The sequence below is a fragment of the Pseudobutyrivibrio sp. LB2011 genome (genome assembly GCF_000701765.1).
GTDB lineage: Bacteria > Bacillota > Clostridia > Lachnospirales > Lachnospiraceae > Pseudobutyrivibrio > Pseudobutyrivibrio ruminis.
The window spans coordinates 166,005-186,906 of record NZ_JNJS01000008.1 but is presented as its reverse complement, the minus strand read 5'-3'; the positions used below and the strand labels follow the sequence as shown (position 1 = coordinate 186,906).

The following is a 20,902-nucleotide window of genomic DNA, read 5'->3' as shown; positions in this document are numbered from 1 at the left end:
GACGGAGTAATACCAAGGCTTGAGAGTGTGACCTGCGGACCAAAGGGAGAAAATATATGAAGGATTTAAAGCATCTTATATATTTTGAGAATCTCTTAATGGATGCTGATAATGATTTGGTGCGCGAAGCGCAAGCTGCTGGCAGAGTTTGCGTGGGCTCTGTGTGTTATCAGATACCAGAGGTTCTCATGAATCTAGGTAATTGCTTTACCGTGAGACTTCGCGCGCCAAGAACTGGTTCTATGGAGATGGGAACTTACTATTTGACCAGTTTTTTGTGCGAGTATTCAAGAGCATTGCTTGAGCGTGCAATTGAAGGGGGATATCAGTTTTTGGATTGCCTCATCGCGCCAGATGGTTGCACCATGATCAACAGATGTGTTGAAAATATGGAGCTTCTTAAGATGAATGAAAAAGAGCACTTTTTCTACAAGTATCTAGAGGTTCCAATGAAGGCTGATGATAATGGATTAAACCTCTATGTAGGTCAGTGCCGTTCAAAGATTTTGGAGCCACTTCATGAAAAGTTCGGAGTGGATATTTCCGATGAGGCACTTCGTAAATCCGTAGAAAATCACAACAAGATTTGCCGAATCATTACCGAGCTGGGTAATTTCAGAAAAGAAGAAAAGCCACGTATCACAGGATATGAATTCCATATCATCACAATGTGCACCTATGTGTGCCCACAGGATTTGCTCCTTGAAAAGCTTGAGGAAACACTCGAAGAAGTAAAGAATCGTGTGCCTGATGAGAAGTGGCCATATCGCGCCAGAGTAGCGGTTGTTGGTTCAGAGGTAGACGATATCGATATGATTAAGCTTATCGAGGAATCAGGGGCATATGTATGTGCTGATAGATTCTGTTTTGGTTCATTGCCGGGGCGTGAGGAAATCATTCTTAACGAAGAGGAAGATGTGCTTACACAAATTTGCCGTCATTACATGATGAACTGCATGTGCCCACGTCACATGGATACTCCAAAGATGAATCGACGCCGTGAATACGTTGATGAAATTGCAAGGGAGTACAAGGCAGACGGAATCATCTATGAGCAGATGAAATTCTGTGATCCATGGGCTTATGAAAGGATGGTAGGAAGCCATGTTCTTCGTGATGAATATGGTTATCCAGTTCTTACAATCGATAGACCATATGCGGTGGGTTCATCGGGACAGATTCGTACCCGTGTCCAGGCCTTCGTGGAAAGTATCGAAATCAAAAAGATACAAGGAGGTAGACGCTAATGGGAAAAGCAGTAGGCAGCTCAAAATTAGGTGAGCTTTATAGCGGTGATAAAAAGGTTTTTAAGCACCGCGAGTGGAGAGGAATCAGGGATACCTGGTACGACTACACCAGATGGCTTGGAATCATAGCTATGCTTGGAAAGTTTATGCTCCACCCAAAGAATGTAAAGGGATTTTTCAGATATCGTTGGATGCTTAACTATTTGGCAGTTCCAATGATGATTGATAAACATTCCATGGGACTTCGTGGAACTCAGCTTCGTATTTGCCGTGAGGAATACGATTTAGTTGCATCGGACGTTGCAAAGCTTTTGACAAAGATTTTTTCAATGGATAGAAACCTTGGGGCAAGTCCAGAAAAGTCAAAGCATGTAGTTCTTATGGATGAAAACGAAATGACCAACATCATGTGCGGCTTCCCAAATCTTGAGGGACTCAGTTGGGAGACAGCAAGCTGTTATGTATGCGTTCTTCTTCAAGGAGATGCCATGACACATTATTTGGATGTTGTTCAGGAATGTGGTATGCCAGGTGATGTTTGTCCTATGCCTGCATCTGAGGCTGGTATTTGTATTGATGGGGATATGCCTGTTTTTGGCAAGTGTGCAGTTCAATGCAACACTACTTGCGATGGTTCGCTTATGGGAAATGGTGTTATTTCAAGAGCACTGGAGCGAAATGGCATTCCAGTTCATCAGCTTGCTACACCACTTCGTCACACAGAGCCTGGTGTTCAGGAGTATGCAGCTCAGGAGGTTAGAAATGCCATCGCCTTCATCGAAGAGCAGACAGGTGAAAAGTTCGATTGGGATTATTACTTTGAATGCGCTAAGCGAATCAACATAGGTGCCTGCGAATGTACTGAGTGGCTTGAAATCACAAAGACAGATTATCCGCAGGTTATCGGAAACAACATCCTGCTTTATCGCGAGACAGAGTATATGGCCATCGCTGGAAAGGTCCCAGCATTTGCCAAGCTTGATAAAAAGATTACCAAGATGGCAACAGAGGCTTATCAGAAAAAGACAATGCTTGCTAAAGAGTATCGTCATCGTGCTGTTATATGGGGCGTTCAGTCACAGTTCTACACAGACTTCGTGGCATGGCTTTTGAACTGCTGGGGAATTCTTCCAATGTTCGACATGCTCACCATGGTATCCCTTGATCCTATTTCAGAGGATGACAAGGAACAGGCCATCTACGACATGGCACATCAGTATGAAAACATGATTATGAGAAATCGTACTCATGGTGGCTATGAGGTGCTTCTTGATGACCTTTGGAGATACTGTGAGGAATTCCGTGCAGACATGGTTATCCTGTGGGAACACATAGCATGTAAGGCACTTGATGGTATGCATGGTATGTTCGAAGAACAGGCGAGAGAACACGGTATCAAATTGGTTTGGGTAAACCATGACCTCTATGACCCACGTGTCATCCCTCGAAAGAACCTTCGCCAGGACGTAAACCGTTACATGCGCTCAGTCCTTCGCGAAGAGCCCCTGGACCCAACGCTAGAGGATTACGACGATACTAATTTATGGTAGGAGAATAGAAAGATGAAATATTTTGGTGGATGTGATTCCGGTTCTACATACACAAAGTGTGTGATTATAGATGAGAATGGAAAAATGGTGGCGGACGTCACCTTAAAAAGTAGGATAAATGCTGTGCTATCTTGTCAGGATGCCCTTGATCAGGCAGTGGCACAGGTGCCAGATTTAAATAGTGCAGAGGATTTGACTTACCTTGTAGGTACTGGATATGGCCGTAACAAGGTTCCTTTTGCAGATGAAAATATCTCAGAGATTAGCTGCCATGCAATGGGTGTCCATGTGGCTGACCCAACAGTAAAGGCTATTATCGATATCGGTGGACAGGATGTAAAGGGGATTGCAGTTGATACTGATGGAACAGTTCTTAATTTTGCCATGAATGATAAGTGTGCAGCAGGAACAGGTCGTTTCTTTGAGGCCATGGCTAGAGCATTTGAGATGGATTTGGATGAGTTCTCAAATCTTTCCCTCAAGGCAAAGAATGTCATTCCAATTACAGCGCAGTGTACCGTATTTGCGGAGTCAGAGGTAATCTCTCTTGTTGGAGAGGGAAAGCCAATGGATGAAATTGCAGCAGGTATTGAACTTTCGGTTGCAAAGAGATGCTTTGTAATGTCTAAGAAGGCTGGTGCCACAGATAAGATTACACTTACAGGTGGATGCGCAAAGAATGCAGGACTTAAGGCTGCCATCGAGCAGGTTCTTAAGCTGAAGGTTATAGACCTTCCAATTGATCCACAGCTTATGGGTGCTCTTGGTGCAGCTGAGTTTGCAAGAAAGAAAGGAAATAGATAATGTTAAAAGTGTTAGGAATTATCGCAATAGTGTTGATATGCCTTTGGATTTTATCCATGATTGTTTATTTCTTCAACCTGGATATGAAGCTCACAAGCGCATTACAGCCACTGCTTGCAAAGCATTACGATAAGATTAAGAAAGATAGAAAGATTTAATGAAGCTATATGATGAAAGCATTAAAGAGCTGCTTGCTGGATTAGATATTTCTAAGGCCAAGAGTCTTGATATCGTAAATGCGAATTGGACTGATGTGGGAGACCATAATCTAATTCTTAGAGCTGATATGGCTTATGAATTGGGAGGAGGTACTAATCCTGCAGTATCAGCTATGGCTGTTACCTGCAATGACGAATTCGTAAATGCGGATGAAGTTATTTTGATTGGTCCAGATTTAAATGAAATCAAAAACGACACGCCATACGCAAGAATAGCCATTGTGAAGGTGGCTGAGGAAAGCCTTGGGGATGGCAATGCACTTTATAATGCAATTAGAAAAATAGAATACGTTAGGTATCACATTAATCCAAAGGGGTACATGACACGCATCTCTGCATCAAACAACAGAGAGCCGGTACGAGTTGGCAAGGAAGCTCTTAATGAGGGATTAGATTTCGCCAAGGTTGGAAAGCTGTTCCTTGATACCTACCATGAAAACAAAAATATTGAAGCTGTAAAGCTCATATTTATAACTGACCCAGCTTTTGACTACAAGTCATTGGCTGAGCAGGCAAAGCATCTTGAAGATATCACTGGCGCAATAGATCATATCTTCAAGAACGTAATGATGGACTGCGGAAGCTGCTCATTGCAGAAGGTCTGTGATGAAGTGGAGGGCTTGCGTGAACTCCATTTCTCAGTTCATTAAATATTTAAATGAGGCAGTAAGCGTAACTGCCGGATTATAGTTAAGAAAGGGAGTATAGGATATGCCAGAGATGAGCAAAGTAATCGTTCCACCACATATGAACGATAAAGAGCCAAGCAAGAAGATTATAGAGCTTGGAAGAAAAATAACAGATGTAATGCCACACAAGATGTTTGGCGTTAAGGTAGAGGACCCAGAGTACTGGGGTCTTGCAGAAATCGTAACAGAGGAGATGGCTGAGGTTGGCCTTACAATGAAGGTTCGTCATCACTACACATTCGAGGATCTCTGCAAAATGAATCCTGAGAAAGCAAAGGATAAAGAGGCTTTCCAGAAGTTACTTGATGATATGTCATACATCGGACTTTTAGAGTACGATTATGGTAATCACTATGACCACAATGGACGTACAGCACCACAGTCTGAGAGAAGATATGTACTTCCTATATTCGTTCCAGGTTCTGCTGAGCTTTTCAACATGGAAGAGTCAATTCCAGGTGAGCGTTCAAACAATAGATTAAAGCAGCATCCAGCTGTTGCATCATTCTTTGAGAGAATGACATACATTCCACTTGATGGTTTGACACACCTTATCCCACCAGGAGGCGCTGGTGTAGGTATGCACGTAATTCCTGTAGAGAAGGCTATCGAGTTCGAAAACGAAAAGGTAGACCTTGAGCAGATTTCATATTGGCTCAAGAAATATGAAGGACATATTGGTGTAGGCCAGTGCTCATGCCGTGTATCACGTGCTTGCCTTGAAGAAGGTTGCGGTGATGACGAGATGAACTGGTGTATCGGTCTTGGTGATTTCGCTGACTACTGCCGTGAGACAGGCAAGGGCCACGATATCACTTACGAAGAGGCTATGCGCATCGTTGAGCGTGCTGAGACACTTGGCTTCGTTCACCAGATTACAAATATCGATGGTGAAAACAAAATCTTCGGTCTTTGCAACTGTAACGTAAACATTTGTAATGCCCTTCGTACATCACAGCTTTTCAACACACCTAACATGTCGCGTTCTGCTTACACAGCTCATGTTGAGGCTGAGAAGTGCGTAGCTTGTGGTAAGTGTGTTGAGTACTGCCCAGCAGGTGCTGTTAAGCTTGGTCAGAAGCTTTGCAAGAAGGACGGTTCTGAGGTTGAATATCCAAAGGTAGTTCTTCCAGACAGAGTTCACTGGGGAAAGGATAAATACAACGAGAATTATCGTGATGACAATAGAAAGAACTGCTATGACACAGGTACAGCTCCATGTAAGGTAGCATGTCCTGCACACGTATCTGTTCAGGGTTATGTAAACATGGCAAAGAATGGCCGCTATGATGACGCTCTTGCACTCATCAAAAAGGACAACCCATTCCCAGCTATCTGCGGCCGTGTATGTAACAAGAGATGTGAGGCTGCTTGTACACGTGGCACTATCGATGCACCAGTTGCTATCGATGATATCAAGAAGTTTATTGCTGAGCGTGATCTTCATGCTGAGACAAGATATATTCCACCAATCGACATCCCTTCAAACCGTTTAACACAGTGGGATGACAAGATTGCAATCATCGGTTCAGGTCCTGCAGGTCTTTCATGTGCTTACTATCTTGCAACAAAGGGCTACAAGCCAACAGTATTCGAAAAGAACAGCCGTCCAGGTGGTATGCTCACATGGGGTATTCCAACATGGAAGCTTGAGAAGGATGTTGTTGAAGCTGAAATCGATGTTATCCGTCAGCTCGGCGTTGAGATTAAGTGTAATGTAGAGGTTGGTAAGGATATCACACTTGATGAGCTTCGTGCTCAGGGCTACAAGGCATTCTACGTAGCAATCGGATGCCAGGGCGGCAAGATTCCACCAATCCCAGGAACAGATGCTAAGGATGGTATTGACATCGCTGTTACATTCCTTCACAAGGCACTTGAGGATCAGACACAGAAGATGGATGGCAACGTAGTGGTTGTCGGTGGTGGTAACGTAGCTATCGACTGCGTACGTACAGCTGCTAGATTTGGCGCAGGCAACCCACAGATGTTCTGTCTTGAGTCTAGAGATGAGATGCCAGCTAACAACTCAGAAATAACAGAGACACTTGAGGAAGATATTGCAATCAACAATGGTTGGGGTCCAAAGGAAGTTCTCAAGGATGCTGAGGGCAATGTATCTGGTATCGTATTCAAGAAGTGTACATCTGTATTTGATGCTGACCACAAGTTCAATCCTCAGTACGATGAAAATGACACAATGACAGTAGAGTGCAAGCACATCATCTTTGCTATTGGTCAGGGCATCGAGTGGGGCGGACTCCTTGGTGATGGAAAAGAAAAAGTAGAATTCTGGCACGGTAATTATCCAGTAGCGGACAAACTTACATACCAGACAGCACAGCCAGATATTTTTGTTGGTGGTGACGTATATTCTGGCCCTAAGTTTGCTATCGACGCTATCGAAGCTGGTAAGTGTGCAGCAGATTCTCTACACAGATTTGTACAGCCAGGATGCTCTATGACAATCGGTAAGAATCGTCGTGACTTTATTGAGCTTGACAAAGACAACATTCTTGTGGAAGAATATGACACAGCGGGCAGAAATGAGCCAGCTATAGATACAAGCATTGATATGAAGCATTCATTCCGTGATGCTCACCTTACACTTACAGAAGAGCAGGTAAAGGCTGAGGCTAGCCGCTGCTTAAAGTGTGGTGCATCAGTTGTTGATGAGAATAAGTGTATCGGATGTGGTGTCTGCACAACTAAGTGTGCCTTCGACGCTATCACCCTCCACAGAACTCATCCAGAGTGCACACACATGGTTAAGTCTGAGGACAAGTTCAAGCATATCGGTGCTTATGCAGTAAAACGTGCCGCTAAAATTGCATTCTCAAAGAAGAGTGAAGCTGAGAAGCAAGCGGAGCGAGAGCACAAGGAGTATAAGAAGGGTAATAAGTAATTATGCATGAATTAGGTATTGTGTTTCATGTGGCGAAACAGGTTGAGGAAGTTGCTCAGGAGAATAATGCAGATCACATCAGTGAAGTAGTTCTTTCGATTGGTGAGGTATCTACAGTTATTCCGGACTATCTTATTGATTGCTGGGCTTGGAATGCTAAAAAGTATCCAAGACTTGATGGCAGCAAGCTTACTTGCGAAACTATTAAGGCAGTGACTTTCTGCGAGGATTGTAAACAAGAGTATGAGACAGTTGCTTACGGCAAAACATGTCCACATTGTGGCAGTGGCAACACTTATCTTGTTACAGGAAACGAGGTTATCCTCAAAGAGGTTATAGCTGACTAAAATAATTCACAATGTTGAATTAATATCTACATAGAAAATACACTATTGCAGTTTCTTATGATGCTAGAATTAACATTAGGTCTATGCCGTTTATTCTAGGGAGAATGAGTAACTGTCAATGGTGTATTTTTTTTGGAGGCGTATATGAAAAAGAAAGGCATTCTTTCTAGTGTAAAGGGAAAGCTTATCCTGACAATGGTAGTGCTTGCAGCATTGCCACTGATAGCCGCAACAAGTATTAACTACTACAGAACTACTACCAGTGCTAAAAAAGAGGCTCAAGAAACTTTGGCCTGGTCAGCATGGTTTTTAGAGGGTGAAATTAATAAGATTTTTTCCGAGACAGAGCTTGCTATGCAAACATTAGCAGCATCACCATCTACGGTGGATTTCTTAAAGACAGGAAATTCATCTGCTGAAGTTCATCATCAAATGGACGCTATAAATGCTCATTTTGATGATGGTAATGCAATTGTATTATCAAACGCAGCAGGAATGATGGCCCTTAGAAGTGATGATGGCAATCTTGCTGATGTATCAGAAAGAGCCTACTGGAAAGGTGCTATGGCAGGAGAAACAACAGCATCTGCAGTTGTAGTCAGCGCATCTACCAATTCACGTATCATAATCATAGCCGTTCCTGTATTTGATACAGATGGCAGTACAGTAATAGGTACACTTCATAGAAGCTACGATTTAAGCACATTCAGAGCTATTTTAGGTGAAGATGGTGAGGAAGCCTTCCTTGTAGATTTTGAAGGTACTTTGGCAGCTCATGCTGATTATGACATTAGCGTTGATGATGAACCTACAGTATTTTCATCATCTCCATATATGACTGATAATCTTGAAAGTGACACATATGTCAGCAACGCAAGTGGCGAGCCTACATATGTTTCATATGTAAGAGAGCCTGTAACAGGTTACATTATTTGCGACGCACGTCCTATCTCTGATGTAACAAGAATAGCAAGACTTTCAGCTGCCACAACTATTGTTGTAGGCTTGGTACTGTTATTCTTAGCAGGTGTTCTCGCATATCTTCAGGCAGTAACATTTACAAAGCCTATCATTGAGGTAAACAAGACTATTGCAGAGCTTGAAGAAGGATACTTTGTAAAAGTAGATAAATACACCAATCGAACAGATGAATTTGGAGAGATGATTAATAATACAAACAGCTTGATAGATAAGCTTTCTACTATTGTTGGACATATCAAGAATTCATCAAGTGAGGTTGCCGAGCATTCAGATGAACTGGCAGATATGGCAAATCAGATTGCAGGCACCACAGAGACAGTTGCAAATTCAGTACAGCATATTGCAGGCGGAGCAGTGCAGCAGTCAGAAGATATTCAGTCTGCAGCAGAGGGAACAAATCAGATCACAGATGCAGTTGGCAGCGTTCAGGATTCTACAGTAGAGATGACAGAGCTTGCTAAGAGAATGAAGGCCGCATCTGAAGCATCTACAGCTTCCCTTGATATCTTACAGAATACAAGTAGTGACATGACATCTAAGATTGATGAGATTTCTTCTAGAATTTCATCAACTCAGAATGCTGTATCTAATATTAATGAGCGCGTAGAAGGTATTTCAGGAATCGCATCTCAGACCAACCTTCTTTCTCTCAATGCTTCAATTGAGGCTGCAAGAGCAGGAGAGATGGGCAAGGGCTTCGCAGTTGTTGCTGAGGAAATCAGACAGCTGGCAGACGATTCTGATAGCCTTGCTTCAGAAATTCGAACAGAGATGGATGCACTTTTACAGGAGGCTGAGCAGGCAGTTAATGCTGCATCTCTTGTAATGGAAGGAAATGCTGAACAGCAGAAGGCATTGGCATCTACATTTGAATCTGTTCAGGGAATGCTCCAGGATATTGAAGAAACAGTTAAGAGCGTTACTAGAATTTCAGAGGAAGCAGATATCTGTGTAAATTCAAATTCACTGGTATCAAATGCAATGCATTCACTTTCAGCTATTTCAGAGGAGAATGCAGCAGCATCTGAAACAACAGGTGCATCAGTAGAAGAGCTTTCAGCTACAGTAAGTACACTTGCTGATTCTGCAGTTAATCTTAAGGAAATTGCAGTGAAGTTGAATGAAGAAATGCAGTTCTTCAAATAAAGATGGATAAAAAGGAAAAAGAACCTTTGGGTGGCTGAAGCCCAAGGTTCTTTTCTTTTGCACATCAACCGACATGCATTTGAAGGGAGAAAATATATGAACGGTCCGAATGACCAAGTAATTAACTAATTAAAAGAAGCAACATAGGTTGCAAATTAAGTTTAAGAAAGCCATGCTAATACACCATCTGGCTACACCGGAATATGGTCTGTAGTAGCCGTAGCTGGCACTTCTGTTTTCATACCAACCTCTGCTGAAGTTGATGCTTTGCTCAAACTGTCTATATCTAAAGTTGCTTGGCTCTAGTGCGATGGCTCTGGAAATGTATTCTCTAGCATCGTTTAAATTGCCAAGTCCCTGAGATGCAACTGAAGCGAAGAAATACCACTGCCCATTTCGGCCACTGTCAGGAATGCTGTAAAGCACATTCATTGCGGCGGCAAACTGTCTGGCGTTGATATAGTTGGCAGCTGCCTGCATCTCTACTGAGCCAGCGCCCTGACTACCGTAGGAGTCATATCCGTAAGAGTAGTTGTCACTGTAGCTGTTAGAGTAGCTTCCATTTTGTCTTTCATCCATTATCTGGTTGTAAGCTGCCTGAATCTCTTTGAATTTTTCTTCTGCCTGTGCCTTGTTAGGATTATTGATATTGGCATCAGGATGATATTTTCTGCTGAGATTTCTGTATGCTTTTTTTATTTCCTCATCTGAGGCGCCTCTTTCGACACCTAAAACGCTGTAAGGATTGAGCATTTATGGTTTCTCCTTTGGAGTGTTTTTCTTTATCTGCAGGTACTCGTATTTGGTCCATACACCTGTGTAGATAATGTTTCTAAGAATATCTGCATTCTCCACTATTGGCAATCGTTCAAAGGATTTTGCACATTCTGCCATGAGAGATGTGAGATTGATTCTCACGAAGGTTTCGAATTCCTTTGGTGATTCCTTTTTCATAAATGAAAGAGGGTTGTAGTTACCATTTTTTTCATCCTTCTTTAAATCTTCGTAGGCATCAATGATATAAATGAACTTGCCCATATGAAAGCCCATACAGTTAAGGGTACAACTCCAATCGTCATCCTTCCAATTCATAAGCGTACCAAGCATTTCGCCTGTGTAGCTGGAAACCTTATCAATGTTGGCTTCGCGGGCTTTTTCAGCAGCTGAAAGCTGCGCTATATATTTTTCAACAGCAGCAGTTTGCTTTGGATATTTATCCTTTATGCGATTGTAGTCCTTGTTTAGACTATCAGCTGCCAGCTTTGAAATTTTAGAATTATCATCTTTATAATTATCCATAAGACTGTGATATGAGAGGATAATGTCCATATCTGCAGCATATCTTATGGCGTCGCTGTTATAGAAATCTCTGACCTTGAATGGATGGATTATGCAACGACGTGTGTCCTGACTGAGATCAGGCTCGTACAGACTTTGCAGAAGTATAGCTAAAAAGCAAAGGTCGTAGTTGAGCAAGAGTTGGCCCTTGAAACCGGCTTCCTTGCCAAGCTGATGACACAATCCACAGTAGAATTGTTGATATATTTTTTTGTCATCCTCTGAAAGCTGCTTTATATCAGCATTTATATATCCAAACAAAATCGATACCTTATCTATACCCTTTTAATAAATTGAGTGCGACATTTACTACATGTTACTTGTATTTTGCCTCTGCCTCTTGGGGCACGAAGCTTTTGTTTGCAGTTTGGGCATTTGAAAATTGCATATACCTTACGCTGCTCATAGTTTGCCTTTGTGCGAGAGAAGAATGTTTTTGCTTTATAAGGAAAGCCAGAAAACTTTCTTCGGATTCCTGCTGTTTTTTCAAGGAACTTTTGATTCTCGTAATAACGCTTTTGATAGTTCTTTGAAAGCATGCGCCAAACACTGTATACGAGGCAGGCCATTGCAATCAGATAGAAAATATTAGAACCTGTAATCATTGTGAGAAGCATAAGTATGAGAGCAATCCATGTGACTGTTCTGCCAAGTGCATCTACACCTGTTCTACCTGAGAAAAATTGTGCCATTTTATATCTGAAATCGTTCATTGTGGCCTCCTCATATCGGATGTAAATCCGTTGTTGTTTAGTTGCACTTTAACTGTTAAAATAGGGTTCGTCAACAGTTTGGAAAAGTATTTAATAAAAGTTTAAGATTTGATTTAGAATACTTGAAATAATATAATGGTTAGTGTAAACTAACTTTAGTTTAATAAGTTGCACTGAGGTAAGTTTTATGATAAGGTTTATGTGAAGTGGATTGTGTGCAACTGAAATTTTATTTCAAAATCCATTTAGTTTAGGAGGAGTTGTTTTGAGAACTTTTGTTAACGAATCAGCAGAAAATTATCTTGAGACTATACTTATGCTCAGCAAGAAATTACCAGTTGTTCGCTCGGTAGATGTTGCTAATGAATTGAACTTCAAAAAATCATCAGTCAGCATTGCTATGAAGAATCTTCGTGAAAAGAATCACATCACAGTTACAGATGCAGGTTACATATACCTCACAGATGAAGGCAAGGCTATTGCAGAGATGATTCTTGAACGTCACGAGTTCTTTACAGATGTCCTTGTAAAGCTTGGTGTAGATGAAGAAATCGCATCAGAGGACGCATGCAGAATTGAGCATGTTCTCAGCAAAGAGAGCTTCAAGGCAATCAAGGATTACGCAGAAAAAAATATTTTGAAATAATACTCCAGCCCTAAAACAGGGCTGGGTTTTTCTTAGTTTTATACAAGGGGTATCAAAATGGACATTATGGAAAAAGAACAGCGTGACATTATCATTCAGCAGCTTAGAGAATCAGGCTGTCGAATCACAAAACAGAGATTAACAATCTTGGACATCATTTTAAATGGTGATCCATCATGTGTTAAGGAAATATATAGGGAAGCAGTTAAAAAGGATAAAAATATCGGTAGTGCCACTGTTTATCGTATGGTGAATACCCTTGAGGAAATCGGCGTAATCAATCGTAAAAACATGTATCAGGTCGATTGCAGCAACTGTGGACATCTTTGCGAGGATGCAGATTGTGATGACTCATGTCCAGGTGGTAGTTGTCCTGTATGTGAAACCAATGTTGTAGTTACATTGGATGATGATTCTAAAATCGTTATTGGAAGAGAAGAACTTAAGGATTTACTATACGAAGGGCTCAAGGCTAAGGGACGTATCAGTGGCCAGAAAATTTCTCGTTTGGCCATGTAGTTGATACCCTCAAATGGTTGAATTTATAGTTATTCTGATGTATTATTAAAAGGCTGTCAGTGTACTGACGGCCTTTAGTTATGTCAAATTTAGAAGAGGAGATACACAATGACTCAGTCACGTACACACAACTGTAACGAGCTTCGCCTTGCAGATGCAGGAAAAGAAGTTACTTTAGTTGGTTGGTTTGAAAACATTAGAAAGGTTTCGAAGAATCTTGGTTTCCTTATTCTTCGTGATTTTTACGGCACTACACAGGTAGTAGTAGAGACAGAAGACATGATGGCTATCATCGATTCTGTAAACAAGGAGTCTACAATCTCTGTAACAGGTACTGTTCGTGAGCGTTCTTCAAAGAACACAGAGCTCCCTACTGGCGAGATTGAGGTTGTTCCTACAGATATAAAAATTCTTGGTAAGTGTGACCACAATGAGCTTCCATTCGAGATTAACCGTTCAAAGGAAGCTGATGAAAATACACGTCTTAAGTATCGTTATCTTGATCTTCGTAACCCAGAGGTTAAGAGCAAGATTATTCTTCGTAGCAAAATCGTTGCAGAGCTTCGTAGCGCAATGATCGCTCACGATTTCATGGAGATTACAACTCCAATCCTTACATGCTCATCACCTGAGGGAGCACGTGATTACCTTGTACCAGCACGTAATCACCCTGGCAAGTTCTATGCACTTCCACAGGCACCACAGCAGTTTAAGCAGATCCTTATGGCATCTGGTTTCGATAGATATTTCCAGATTGCACCATGCTTCCGTGATGAGGATGCTCGTGCAGACCGTTCTCCAGGAGAGTTCTACCAGCTCGATATGGAGATGGCATTTGCTTCTCAGGAAGACGTATTCGCAGTAGTAGAGGATGTACTTCCTCCAATCTTTGCCAAGTACGGTGTATACAAGAGCGCTTCTACAGCACCATTCGTTCGTATCCCTTATCTTGAGGCTATGGATAAATACGGTTCAGATAAGCCAGATCTTCGTATCGACCTTGTTCTTCAGGATGCTACAGATGTTATGGCAGATTGTGGATTTGGTCCATTCGAGGGCAATGTTGTTAAGGCTATCGTTGTTGATGGTCTCAACGCTACACGTAAGCAGATTGATGCTATGATCGCTGAGGTAGAGGTTGCTACAGCTCAGAAGACATACTGGTTCAAGCTCGATGATAACGGAGAGCTTGTTGGTGGTATCGCAAAGTTCCTTCAGGAGAGAAAGCAGGCTGTTATTGATAAGCTTGGTCTTAAGCCTGGTGATTTCGTTGGTCTTGCTGCAGGAAACCTTCTTACAGCTCAGAAGACAGCTGGTGTATTCAGAAAGCTTCTCGGCGCAGCTGCTGAGGGCCACATGAAGAAGGATACATACGAGTTCTGCTGGATTGTTGATTTCCCAATGTACGAAATCGGCGAGGAGTCAGGAGAGCTTGAGTTCTGCCACAACCCATTCTCAATGCCACAGGGTGGCAAGGAAGCTCTTCAGACACAGGAGCCACTTGATATCCTTGCATACCAGTACGACTTAGTATGTAACGGTGTAGAGCTTTCTTCAGGTGCTATCAGAAACCATGATCCAGAAATCATGATTGAAGCATTCAAGCTTGTTGGTCTTGGTGAGGAAGATGTTAAGGCTAAGTTCCCTGCTATGTACAACGCATTTACTTATGGTGCACCACCACACGGAGGAATTGCTCCTGGTGTTGATCGTATGATTATGCTTATCGCTGGTGAGGAATCTATCCGTGAAATCATTCCATTCCCAATGAATAAGAATGCACAGGATATTATGATGGATGCACCTGCTACTGTAGATCAGAAGCAGCTTGACGATGTACACATCGCAATCGTAATGCCTAAAGAAAATTAATATTTAGATAAAAAATTGGCTGCCTAATTGGCAGCCAATTTTTTTATGAATGGATATAGCACAGTGGCGATTACCACACCAAATAGAGCTTGGATAAGGTTTGGTATGATGCCAGCCAGTGAGGCGATTACACCAGCTTGCAAATCCGTTCCGTTTGCTATTGCAAGCATAAAAATTTCAAATATAAAATAACCAAATACCATAACAAGTTCCCCGATTATTCCACTTACAATTAATTGGGGCAATTCTGTTTTTGTACTAAGCACCTTCTTGAGCAATTTAAAAACCAGATAGGCAGTCAAGGCTGTTAAAGCTTTTATAATAAAGGTGGCTGGTACATAAACAAAATAGCCTCCAATTAAATCTGATAATGCAGAGCCGATTCCGGCTGCAAGAGTTCCCCATATTGGTCCCAACAGAAGACCTGATAGCAATACGAATCCATCGCCTGGATGAATGTATCCCATGGTAGGTGTTGGGATTTTTATAATCATTGTACCCACACAGGTGAGAGCGGCAAATAATGCGGCTGTTATCAAGGTGCGTGTACGCTTTGAAGTGTTTTCGGTTGTTTTTGTTGCTGTGTTACTCATGTTTGTCCTCCCATTAATTAATCCTGTGAAAAAGTACTTTCTCATTTGTTATGTTGGAGCTATAATATCACCAAACTGACATCACAAAAATACGCAAAAATAACTATTTTTTAGGGGACAGATATGAAAGTATACGAAAAGGTATGTGAATATTACATTAATCAAATGAAAGAGGGAGCCTTAAAACCTGGCGATAAAATGCCGTCTATAAGGACTTCGGAAAAGATTCTTGGTGTTAGTCGTACTTCTATTGAGACCGGGTTTTTACAGTTGGCCGCCGACGGATATATTTATTCTGTTGAAAAAGTGGGCTATTTTGTTTCTGATATGTTGGAAAACAATAATGCATCAGAGAATCAAGATGAGCAGGTTGTAAAAACTGGTGCTAAGCTTTATGAATATGATTTAGCCACCATAGGAGAGGACAAAACAGTATCCTGCTTGAATCTATGGAGGAGATATATGAAATCTGCTCTAAGGCAGGAGGATAGACTTCTGTCCTATGCGGATAATCAAGGTGAGTACGATTTACGTCAGGAGATAGCTGCCTATGTCAGAAAGAATAGAAATATTATATGTAGCGCAGATGATGTTGTGATTGGAGCTGGCTTCCAAAACCTTTTACAGATTCTGATTCCTCTGATCCCTGGGGAAAAAACTATATCTTTTCCTACGAAGGATTTTATGGATGGAGCTATTCTGTTTAAAAGCGCAGGTTTCGCTGTCAATTTTAGAGATAAAGATAGTCATGTTATTTATGTTACCCCATCCTATATGACAAAATGGGGTGATGTAATGCCTATGAAACGACGTAGAGAGCTGGCGGAGCATGTGACAAAAAACAACCACCTTCTTATAGAGGATGATTATCAAAATGAATTTGTTTATTCTAGCAAACCTACGCCTAGTCTTTATGCTATGACTGGTGGCGAGAATGTTGCTTTCTTAGGATCTTTTTCAAGAGTATTGCTGCCTAGCGTAAGAATAAGTTTTTTGATTCTTCCTAAAAAAGCCAGAAAGGAATACCTTCAGATAAGAGGTTTGTATAATCAGACTGCTTCAAAAGCTGAGCAGATTGCATTGGCTCAGTTTTTAAGAGATGGGCATCTGGATAGACATATTAAAAAGATAAAACGTCTATACGATGATAAAAGAAATCTGATGTATGAAGCGCTTCAAAAACACTTCTCTGATAATGCAGAAATTATTATGGGGGAAAGTGGAATGGAAATGGCAGTGAAACTAAAAGGAGACAATATTCTTGCCCAAATAGAAAACTCACAAGTTGCAGTCAATATACTGGAAGCCTCTGAAAACGCAGCAACTATGTTGATTTCCTGCAGTAAAATTGAGTCTGAAAATATTAATAACGCTATCCAGAAATTAAATGATAGTTTACAAAAATAGTTTAGTATGATAATGTACTAAAGTATAAGATAGTTTAGTGATTTATCACACTAAAGTGCGTTGAACATAATTTTAGGAGGCGGATTATATGAAGAAGAGATTATTGGCTACTATTATGACATTAACAATGGCTATGGGGGTTGTTGCATGTGGAGCGGACCAGACAAGCCAAACAGAGAATACATCTGATACAGCAGAAGCAACTGAATCAACTGAGTCAGCTGAAAGCGATGTAGCTTACATTCAGGAGAAGGGGAAGCTTATCGTTGGTATCACAGATTTTGCTCCTATGGATTACAAGGACGATAATGGTGATTGGATTGGCTTTGATGCTGATATGGCAAAGGCAGTAGCCGATAGCCTTGGCGTAGATGTAGAGTTTGTAGAAATCGATTGGGACAACAAAATCCTTGAGCTTGAAAACAAATCAATTGATGTTGTATGGAATGGTATGACACTTACTCCAGAGGTTACAAACGCAATGGAGACAACAAATGCATACTGCAATAATGCTCAGGTTATAGTTGTAAATGCTGACAAGGCTGATGCTGTAACATCTGTAGATGAAGCAAAGGAACTTAGCTTTGCTGTTGAGTCAGGTTCTGCTGGAGAGGCAGCTGCTACAGACAATGGCTTCGATTATGTAGCTGTAAAATCTCAGGCAGATGCAGTTATGGAAGTTGCTGCTGGCACATCTGATGCTTGCATCATCGATCTTCTTATGGCAGGTGCAATGGTTGGAGAGGGAACAAGCTATCCTGACCTTACACACACTGTAGAGCTTACAACAGAGGAGTATGGTGTTGGCTGCAGAAAGGGTTCTGATTTAGCTTCATATATTAACGACCAGTTCAAGGCTCTCTATGCAGATGGCACAATGACAGAAATTGCTGAAACATACGGTGTACAGGATGCCGTTGTAGAGCAGTAATCGAAAATTATAAAAAGGATTATTAACAACATGTTTTCAACGGTTACAATATCGCTTTTAGAGGGGTTCTTCGGAACCCTAAAGCTTTTTTCACTAACTTTATTATTCTCTTTACCACTGGGGCTGATAATTAGCTTTGGTTCCATGAGCAGGACCTCTGTAGTGAGAATGCCTATAAGATTTATCATATGGGTGGTTCGAGGTACTCCGCTTATGTTACAGCTGCTGATTATTTTTTACGGCCCTGGCATATTCTTTGGCGTAAATTTGTGGGGTTCAGGGGATTCAGGCAGATTCACAGCGGCGCTTGTTGCCTTTGTAATCAATTATGCATGCTATTTCAGTGAAATCTTCCGTGGAGGAATCCAATCTATTCCAAAGGGACAGTATGAAGCTGCCGCAGTGCTTGGACTTACAAGACAGCAAACCTTCTTCAGAATCATACTTCTTCAGGTTGTAAAGAGAATTGTTCCACCTATCTCAAACGAAGTTATCACCCTTGTAAAGGATACATCTCTTGCCAGAGTTATCGCATTTTATGAGATTATTTGGGAAGGCGAGAGATTTATAAAGAGTGCTGGAATCATTTGGCCACTTTTCTACACTGGCGTATTCTATTTGATATTCAGCGGATTGCTTACATTACTTTTTGGCTACATAGAAAAGAAATTAGACTACTTTAAATAATGGATGTGAACTATGGCGATATTAGAAGTTAAAGATATTAGAAAAAGCTTTGATAGAGAAGAAATCCTAAAGGGCATTAGCTTTGATATGGAAAAGGGGCAGACTCTTTCTATTCTTGGAAGCTCTGGAAGTGGTAAGACAACCTTACTTAGATGCTTAAACTTCCTTGAAACTCCAGATTCAGGAACAATTACTGTTAATGGAAATCTTCTTTTTGATGGCAACAATAAACCAGGAAAAAATGAGAATTTAAGAGAAAAGAGACTGCACTTCGGAATGGTATTCCAGCAGTTCAATCTGTTCCCTCAGTATACAGCGCTGGAAAATGTTATTTTGGCTCCAAAGCTTGAAAACAATGGCAAAAGTCAGGCTGAAATTTTGGAAGAGGGAAAAATTCTTTTGAATAAAATGGGACTTTCGGATAGAATGGATAACTATCCGCACCAGTTATCTGGCGGTCAGCAGCAAAGAGTGGCAATAGCACGTGCCCTTGCCCTCAAACCTGACATCCTTTGCTTTGACGAACCTACATCAGCTCTTGACCCGGAGCTTACAGGGGAAGTACTAAAGGTTATTAGAGAGCTTGCTGACAATCACACAACCATGATTATCGTTACACACGAAATCGGTTTTGCCAGAGAAGTATCAGATGAAATTATTTTCATGGATGGCGGAGTGATAGCTGAGCAGGGAACTCCGGCTCAGGTTATCGACAATCCAGGGGAGGAAAGAACTAGACAGTTCTTATCAAATTATCTTAAGTAGAGGAGAATAGAATGGCAACACTAGGAATAGTTATTGCAATTGTAGTGTACCTTGCGGCATTGCTTATTATGGGTGCCACTTTTGCAAAGGACAATCAGACTATTGGCGATTATTATTTAGGTGGTAGAAAGCTTGGACCTTTTGTTACAGCAATGAGTGCTGAAGCATCAGATATGTCCTCATGGCTTTTGATGGGTCTTCCTGGAATCGCTTATGCGTCAGGTATTTGTGATGTGTTCTGGACAGCGCTTGGCCTTGGAATTGGAACATATGTTAACTGGTTAATTGTTGCAAAAAGACTTCGCAAATATTCTGAGAAAAACAATTCGGTTACAATACCGGATTTCTTTGAACACAGATTCAGAGATAAAAGCCACATCTTAATGGTGGCATCGTCACTTATCATTGTAGTATTCTTTGTACCTTATGTAGGTTCGGGATTTGCTGCATGCGGCAAGCTTTTCTCATCTTTGTTTGGGCTTGATTACACAATTGCAATGCTTGTATCAGCAGCAGTAATTATTGGATACACAGCTACTGGTGGATTTACAGCAGCATCAGTTACAGACTTTATTCAGTCAATCATTATGACAATAGCTCTTATTGCAGTTGTTTGTTTTGGTTTATCAACTGTAGGAGGAGTAGCTACTGTTCAGGATTATTCATTATCATTGGATGGTTATATCAGCCTTCTTGCTACACATGATTTTGAAGCAAGCAGCCGTGTGTCTTATGGTGGATTGATTACAATCATTTCTACTATGGCATGGGGATTGGGATATTTTGGAATGCCACATATCCTTCTTAGATTTATGGCAATCGAAGATCCAGAAAAGATTAAGCTTAGCCGTCGAATTTCTACTGTTTGGGTATTCATCGCAATGGGGGTAGCAATCTTTATTGGTGTTATGACTAGAACAATGGTGCACGCAGGTGCCCTTCCAGAGCTTGAAGATCCAGAGAGAGCGATTGTTATCATTGCACAGACATTGGCTGAGCATGGATTTTTAGCATCTCTTTTAGCTGGTGTTATCTTAGCAGGAATCTTGGCATGTACAATGTCTACATGTGATTCGCAGATGCTTGCAGCCTCATCATCTGTATCAGAAAACATCTTACATGAGACTTTTGGAATCGAGCTTTCAGAACATATGCAGATGGTAATGGCAAGAATAGTTCTTATTGCTATTGCGGTTGTAGGTGTAATCATTGCTAGAGACCCTAACAGCTCCGTATTTGGAATCGTTTCATTTGCATGGGCAGGATTTGGTGCAGCTTTTGGACCAATAATGCTTTTAGCACTGTTTTGGAAGAGAGCAAATAGATATGGCGCCATCGCAGGAATGATTGGCGGCGGTGTAATGATATTCGTTTGGAAGTTCTTAATTAAACCACTTGGTGGAGTGTTTGGAATTTACGAATTACTTCCAGGCTTCATCGTAGCCCTTGTGCTTTGCGTAGTGGTAAGCTTGCTTACACCAGCTCCAGAACGCGAGATAGTGGCCGAGTTCGAATCTATAAAGTAGATATTTTACACAAACAAA

At 41.3% G+C, this 20,902-nt stretch carries 20 protein-coding genes; 16 read left to right on the top strand and 4 right to left on the bottom strand.

Features of this window, described 5'->3' with window-relative positions:
• Positions 1–56 precede the first annotated feature (56 nt).
• The 8 genes from T375_RS10885 to T375_RS10855 all read left to right on the top strand — a co-directional run bounded on the left by T375_RS10885 (position 57) and on the right by T375_RS10855 (position 9,887).
• Positions 57–1,247, top strand: coding sequence for a 2-hydroxyacyl-CoA dehydratase family protein (locus T375_RS10885; protein WP_044938325.1), 1,191 nt, complete (start codon positions 57–59; stop codon positions 1,245–1,247).
• A complete protein-coding gene (locus T375_RS10880; protein ID WP_044938322.1) occupies positions 1,247–2,797 on the top strand; it encodes a 2-hydroxyacyl-CoA dehydratase family protein in 1,551 nt (516 codons plus the stop codon). Before T375_RS10885 ends, T375_RS10880 begins: the two co-directional genes overlap by 1 nt.
• A gap of 12 nt (positions 2,798–2,809) precedes the next feature.
• Positions 2,810–3,601 carry an acyl-CoA dehydratase activase gene (locus T375_RS10875; RefSeq protein ID WP_044938319.1) on the top strand — a complete coding sequence of 264 codons (792 nt, stop codon included), beginning with the start codon at positions 2,810–2,812 and terminating at the stop codon, positions 3,599–3,601.
• Complete coding sequence (locus T375_RS13755; RefSeq protein WP_177175605.1) at positions 3,601–3,759, top strand: hypothetical protein; 159 nt, start codon at positions 3,601–3,603, stop codon at positions 3,757–3,759. The genes T375_RS10875 and T375_RS13755 overlap by 1 nt, the downstream gene beginning before the upstream one ends.
• Positions 3,759–4,469 carry a carbon monoxide dehydrogenase gene (locus T375_RS10870; protein ID WP_044938316.1) on the top strand — a complete coding sequence of 237 codons (711 nt, stop codon included), beginning with the start codon at positions 3,759–3,761 and terminating at the stop codon, positions 4,467–4,469. Before T375_RS13755 ends, T375_RS10870 begins: the two co-directional genes overlap by 1 nt.
• 61 nt (positions 4,470–4,530) lie before the next feature.
• Positions 4,531–7,413, top strand: coding sequence for an FAD-dependent oxidoreductase (locus T375_RS10865; RefSeq protein WP_081822037.1), 2,883 nt, complete (start codon positions 4,531–4,533; stop codon positions 7,411–7,413).
• Positions 7,414–7,415: 2 nt separating this feature from the next.
• Positions 7,416–7,760: a hydrogenase maturation nickel metallochaperone HypA gene (locus tag T375_RS10860; protein ID WP_033154545.1), complete on the top strand. Its 345-nt coding sequence runs from the start codon at positions 7,416–7,418 to the stop codon at positions 7,758–7,760.
• Between the two features lie 144 nt (positions 7,761–7,904).
• Complete coding sequence (locus T375_RS10855; RefSeq protein ID WP_044938313.1) at positions 7,905–9,887, top strand: methyl-accepting chemotaxis protein; 1,983 nt, start codon at positions 7,905–7,907, stop codon at positions 9,885–9,887.
• Positions 9,888–10,016: 129 nt separating this feature from the next.
• Here T375_RS10855 and T375_RS10850 read toward each other — a convergent pair whose 3' ends face one another.
• The 3 genes from T375_RS10850 to T375_RS10840 are packed head-to-tail and all read right to left on the bottom strand — an operon-like array spanning position 10,017 to position 11,938.
• Positions 10,017–10,640, bottom strand: coding sequence for a J domain-containing protein (locus tag T375_RS10850; protein WP_044938310.1), 624 nt, complete (start codon positions 10,638–10,640; stop codon positions 10,017–10,019).
• Complete coding sequence (locus T375_RS10845) at positions 10,641–11,486, bottom strand: DUF5685 family protein (protein WP_044938307.1); 846 nt, start codon at positions 11,484–11,486, stop codon at positions 10,641–10,643.
• 14 nt (positions 11,487–11,500) lie between these two features.
• Positions 11,501–11,938 carry a TFIIB-type zinc ribbon-containing protein gene (locus tag T375_RS10840; RefSeq protein WP_044938304.1) on the bottom strand — a complete coding sequence of 146 codons (438 nt, stop codon included), beginning with the start codon at positions 11,936–11,938 and terminating at the stop codon, positions 11,501–11,503.
• A gap of 265 nt (positions 11,939–12,203) precedes the next feature.
• Here T375_RS10840 and T375_RS10835 point away from each other — a divergent pair, with 265 nt between their 5' ends.
• The 3 genes from T375_RS10835 to aspS all read left to right on the top strand — a co-directional run bounded on the left by T375_RS10835 (position 12,204) and on the right by aspS (position 14,975).
• Positions 12,204–12,584 carry a metal-dependent transcriptional regulator gene (locus T375_RS10835; RefSeq protein ID WP_033154541.1) on the top strand — a complete coding sequence of 127 codons (381 nt, stop codon included), beginning with the start codon at positions 12,204–12,206 and terminating at the stop codon, positions 12,582–12,584.
• Positions 12,585–12,641: 57 nt separating this feature from the next.
• Entirely contained in the window at positions 12,642–13,103 is a 462-nt protein-coding gene (locus tag T375_RS10830; protein WP_044938301.1) for a Fur family transcriptional regulator, read from the top strand.
• 108 nt (positions 13,104–13,211) lie between these two features.
• Positions 13,212–14,975 carry an aspartate--tRNA ligase gene (gene aspS, locus T375_RS10825; protein ID WP_044938299.1) on the top strand — a complete coding sequence of 588 codons (1,764 nt, stop codon included), beginning with the start codon at positions 13,212–13,214 and terminating at the stop codon, positions 14,973–14,975.
• Between the two features lie 23 nt (positions 14,976–14,998).
• Here aspS and T375_RS10820 read toward each other — a convergent pair whose 3' ends face one another.
• Entirely contained in the window at positions 14,999–15,568 is a 570-nt protein-coding gene (locus T375_RS10820; protein WP_044938296.1) for an ECF transporter S component, read from the bottom strand.
• Positions 15,569–15,691: 123 nt separating this feature from the next.
• Here T375_RS10820 and T375_RS10815 point away from each other — a divergent pair, with 123 nt between their 5' ends.
• The 5 genes from T375_RS10815 (at position 15,692) to T375_RS10795 (ending at position 20,884) form a co-directional block, all read left to right on the top strand.
• Positions 15,692–16,975 carry an aminotransferase-like domain-containing protein gene (locus T375_RS10815; protein ID WP_044938293.1) on the top strand — a complete coding sequence of 428 codons (1,284 nt, stop codon included), beginning with the start codon at positions 15,692–15,694 and terminating at the stop codon, positions 16,973–16,975.
• Between the two features lie 88 nt (positions 16,976–17,063).
• Positions 17,064–17,906: a transporter substrate-binding domain-containing protein gene (locus T375_RS10810; protein WP_044938290.1), complete on the top strand. Its 843-nt coding sequence runs from the start codon at positions 17,064–17,066 to the stop codon at positions 17,904–17,906.
• Between the two features lie 30 nt (positions 17,907–17,936).
• Positions 17,937–18,593, top strand: a complete 657-nt coding sequence (locus tag T375_RS10805; RefSeq protein WP_044938287.1) for an amino acid ABC transporter permease — start codon at positions 17,937–17,939, stop codon at positions 18,591–18,593.
• A 12-nt stretch (positions 18,594–18,605) separates the two neighbouring features.
• Positions 18,606–19,358: an amino acid ABC transporter ATP-binding protein gene (locus T375_RS10800; RefSeq protein WP_044938284.1), complete on the top strand. Its 753-nt coding sequence runs from the start codon at positions 18,606–18,608 to the stop codon at positions 19,356–19,358.
• Positions 19,359–19,369: 11 nt separating this feature from the next.
• Positions 19,370–20,884: a sodium/proline symporter gene (locus tag T375_RS10795; protein ID WP_044938281.1), complete on the top strand. Its 1,515-nt coding sequence runs from the start codon at positions 19,370–19,372 to the stop codon at positions 20,882–20,884.
• The last annotated feature ends 18 nt before the right edge of the window (positions 20,885–20,902 follow it).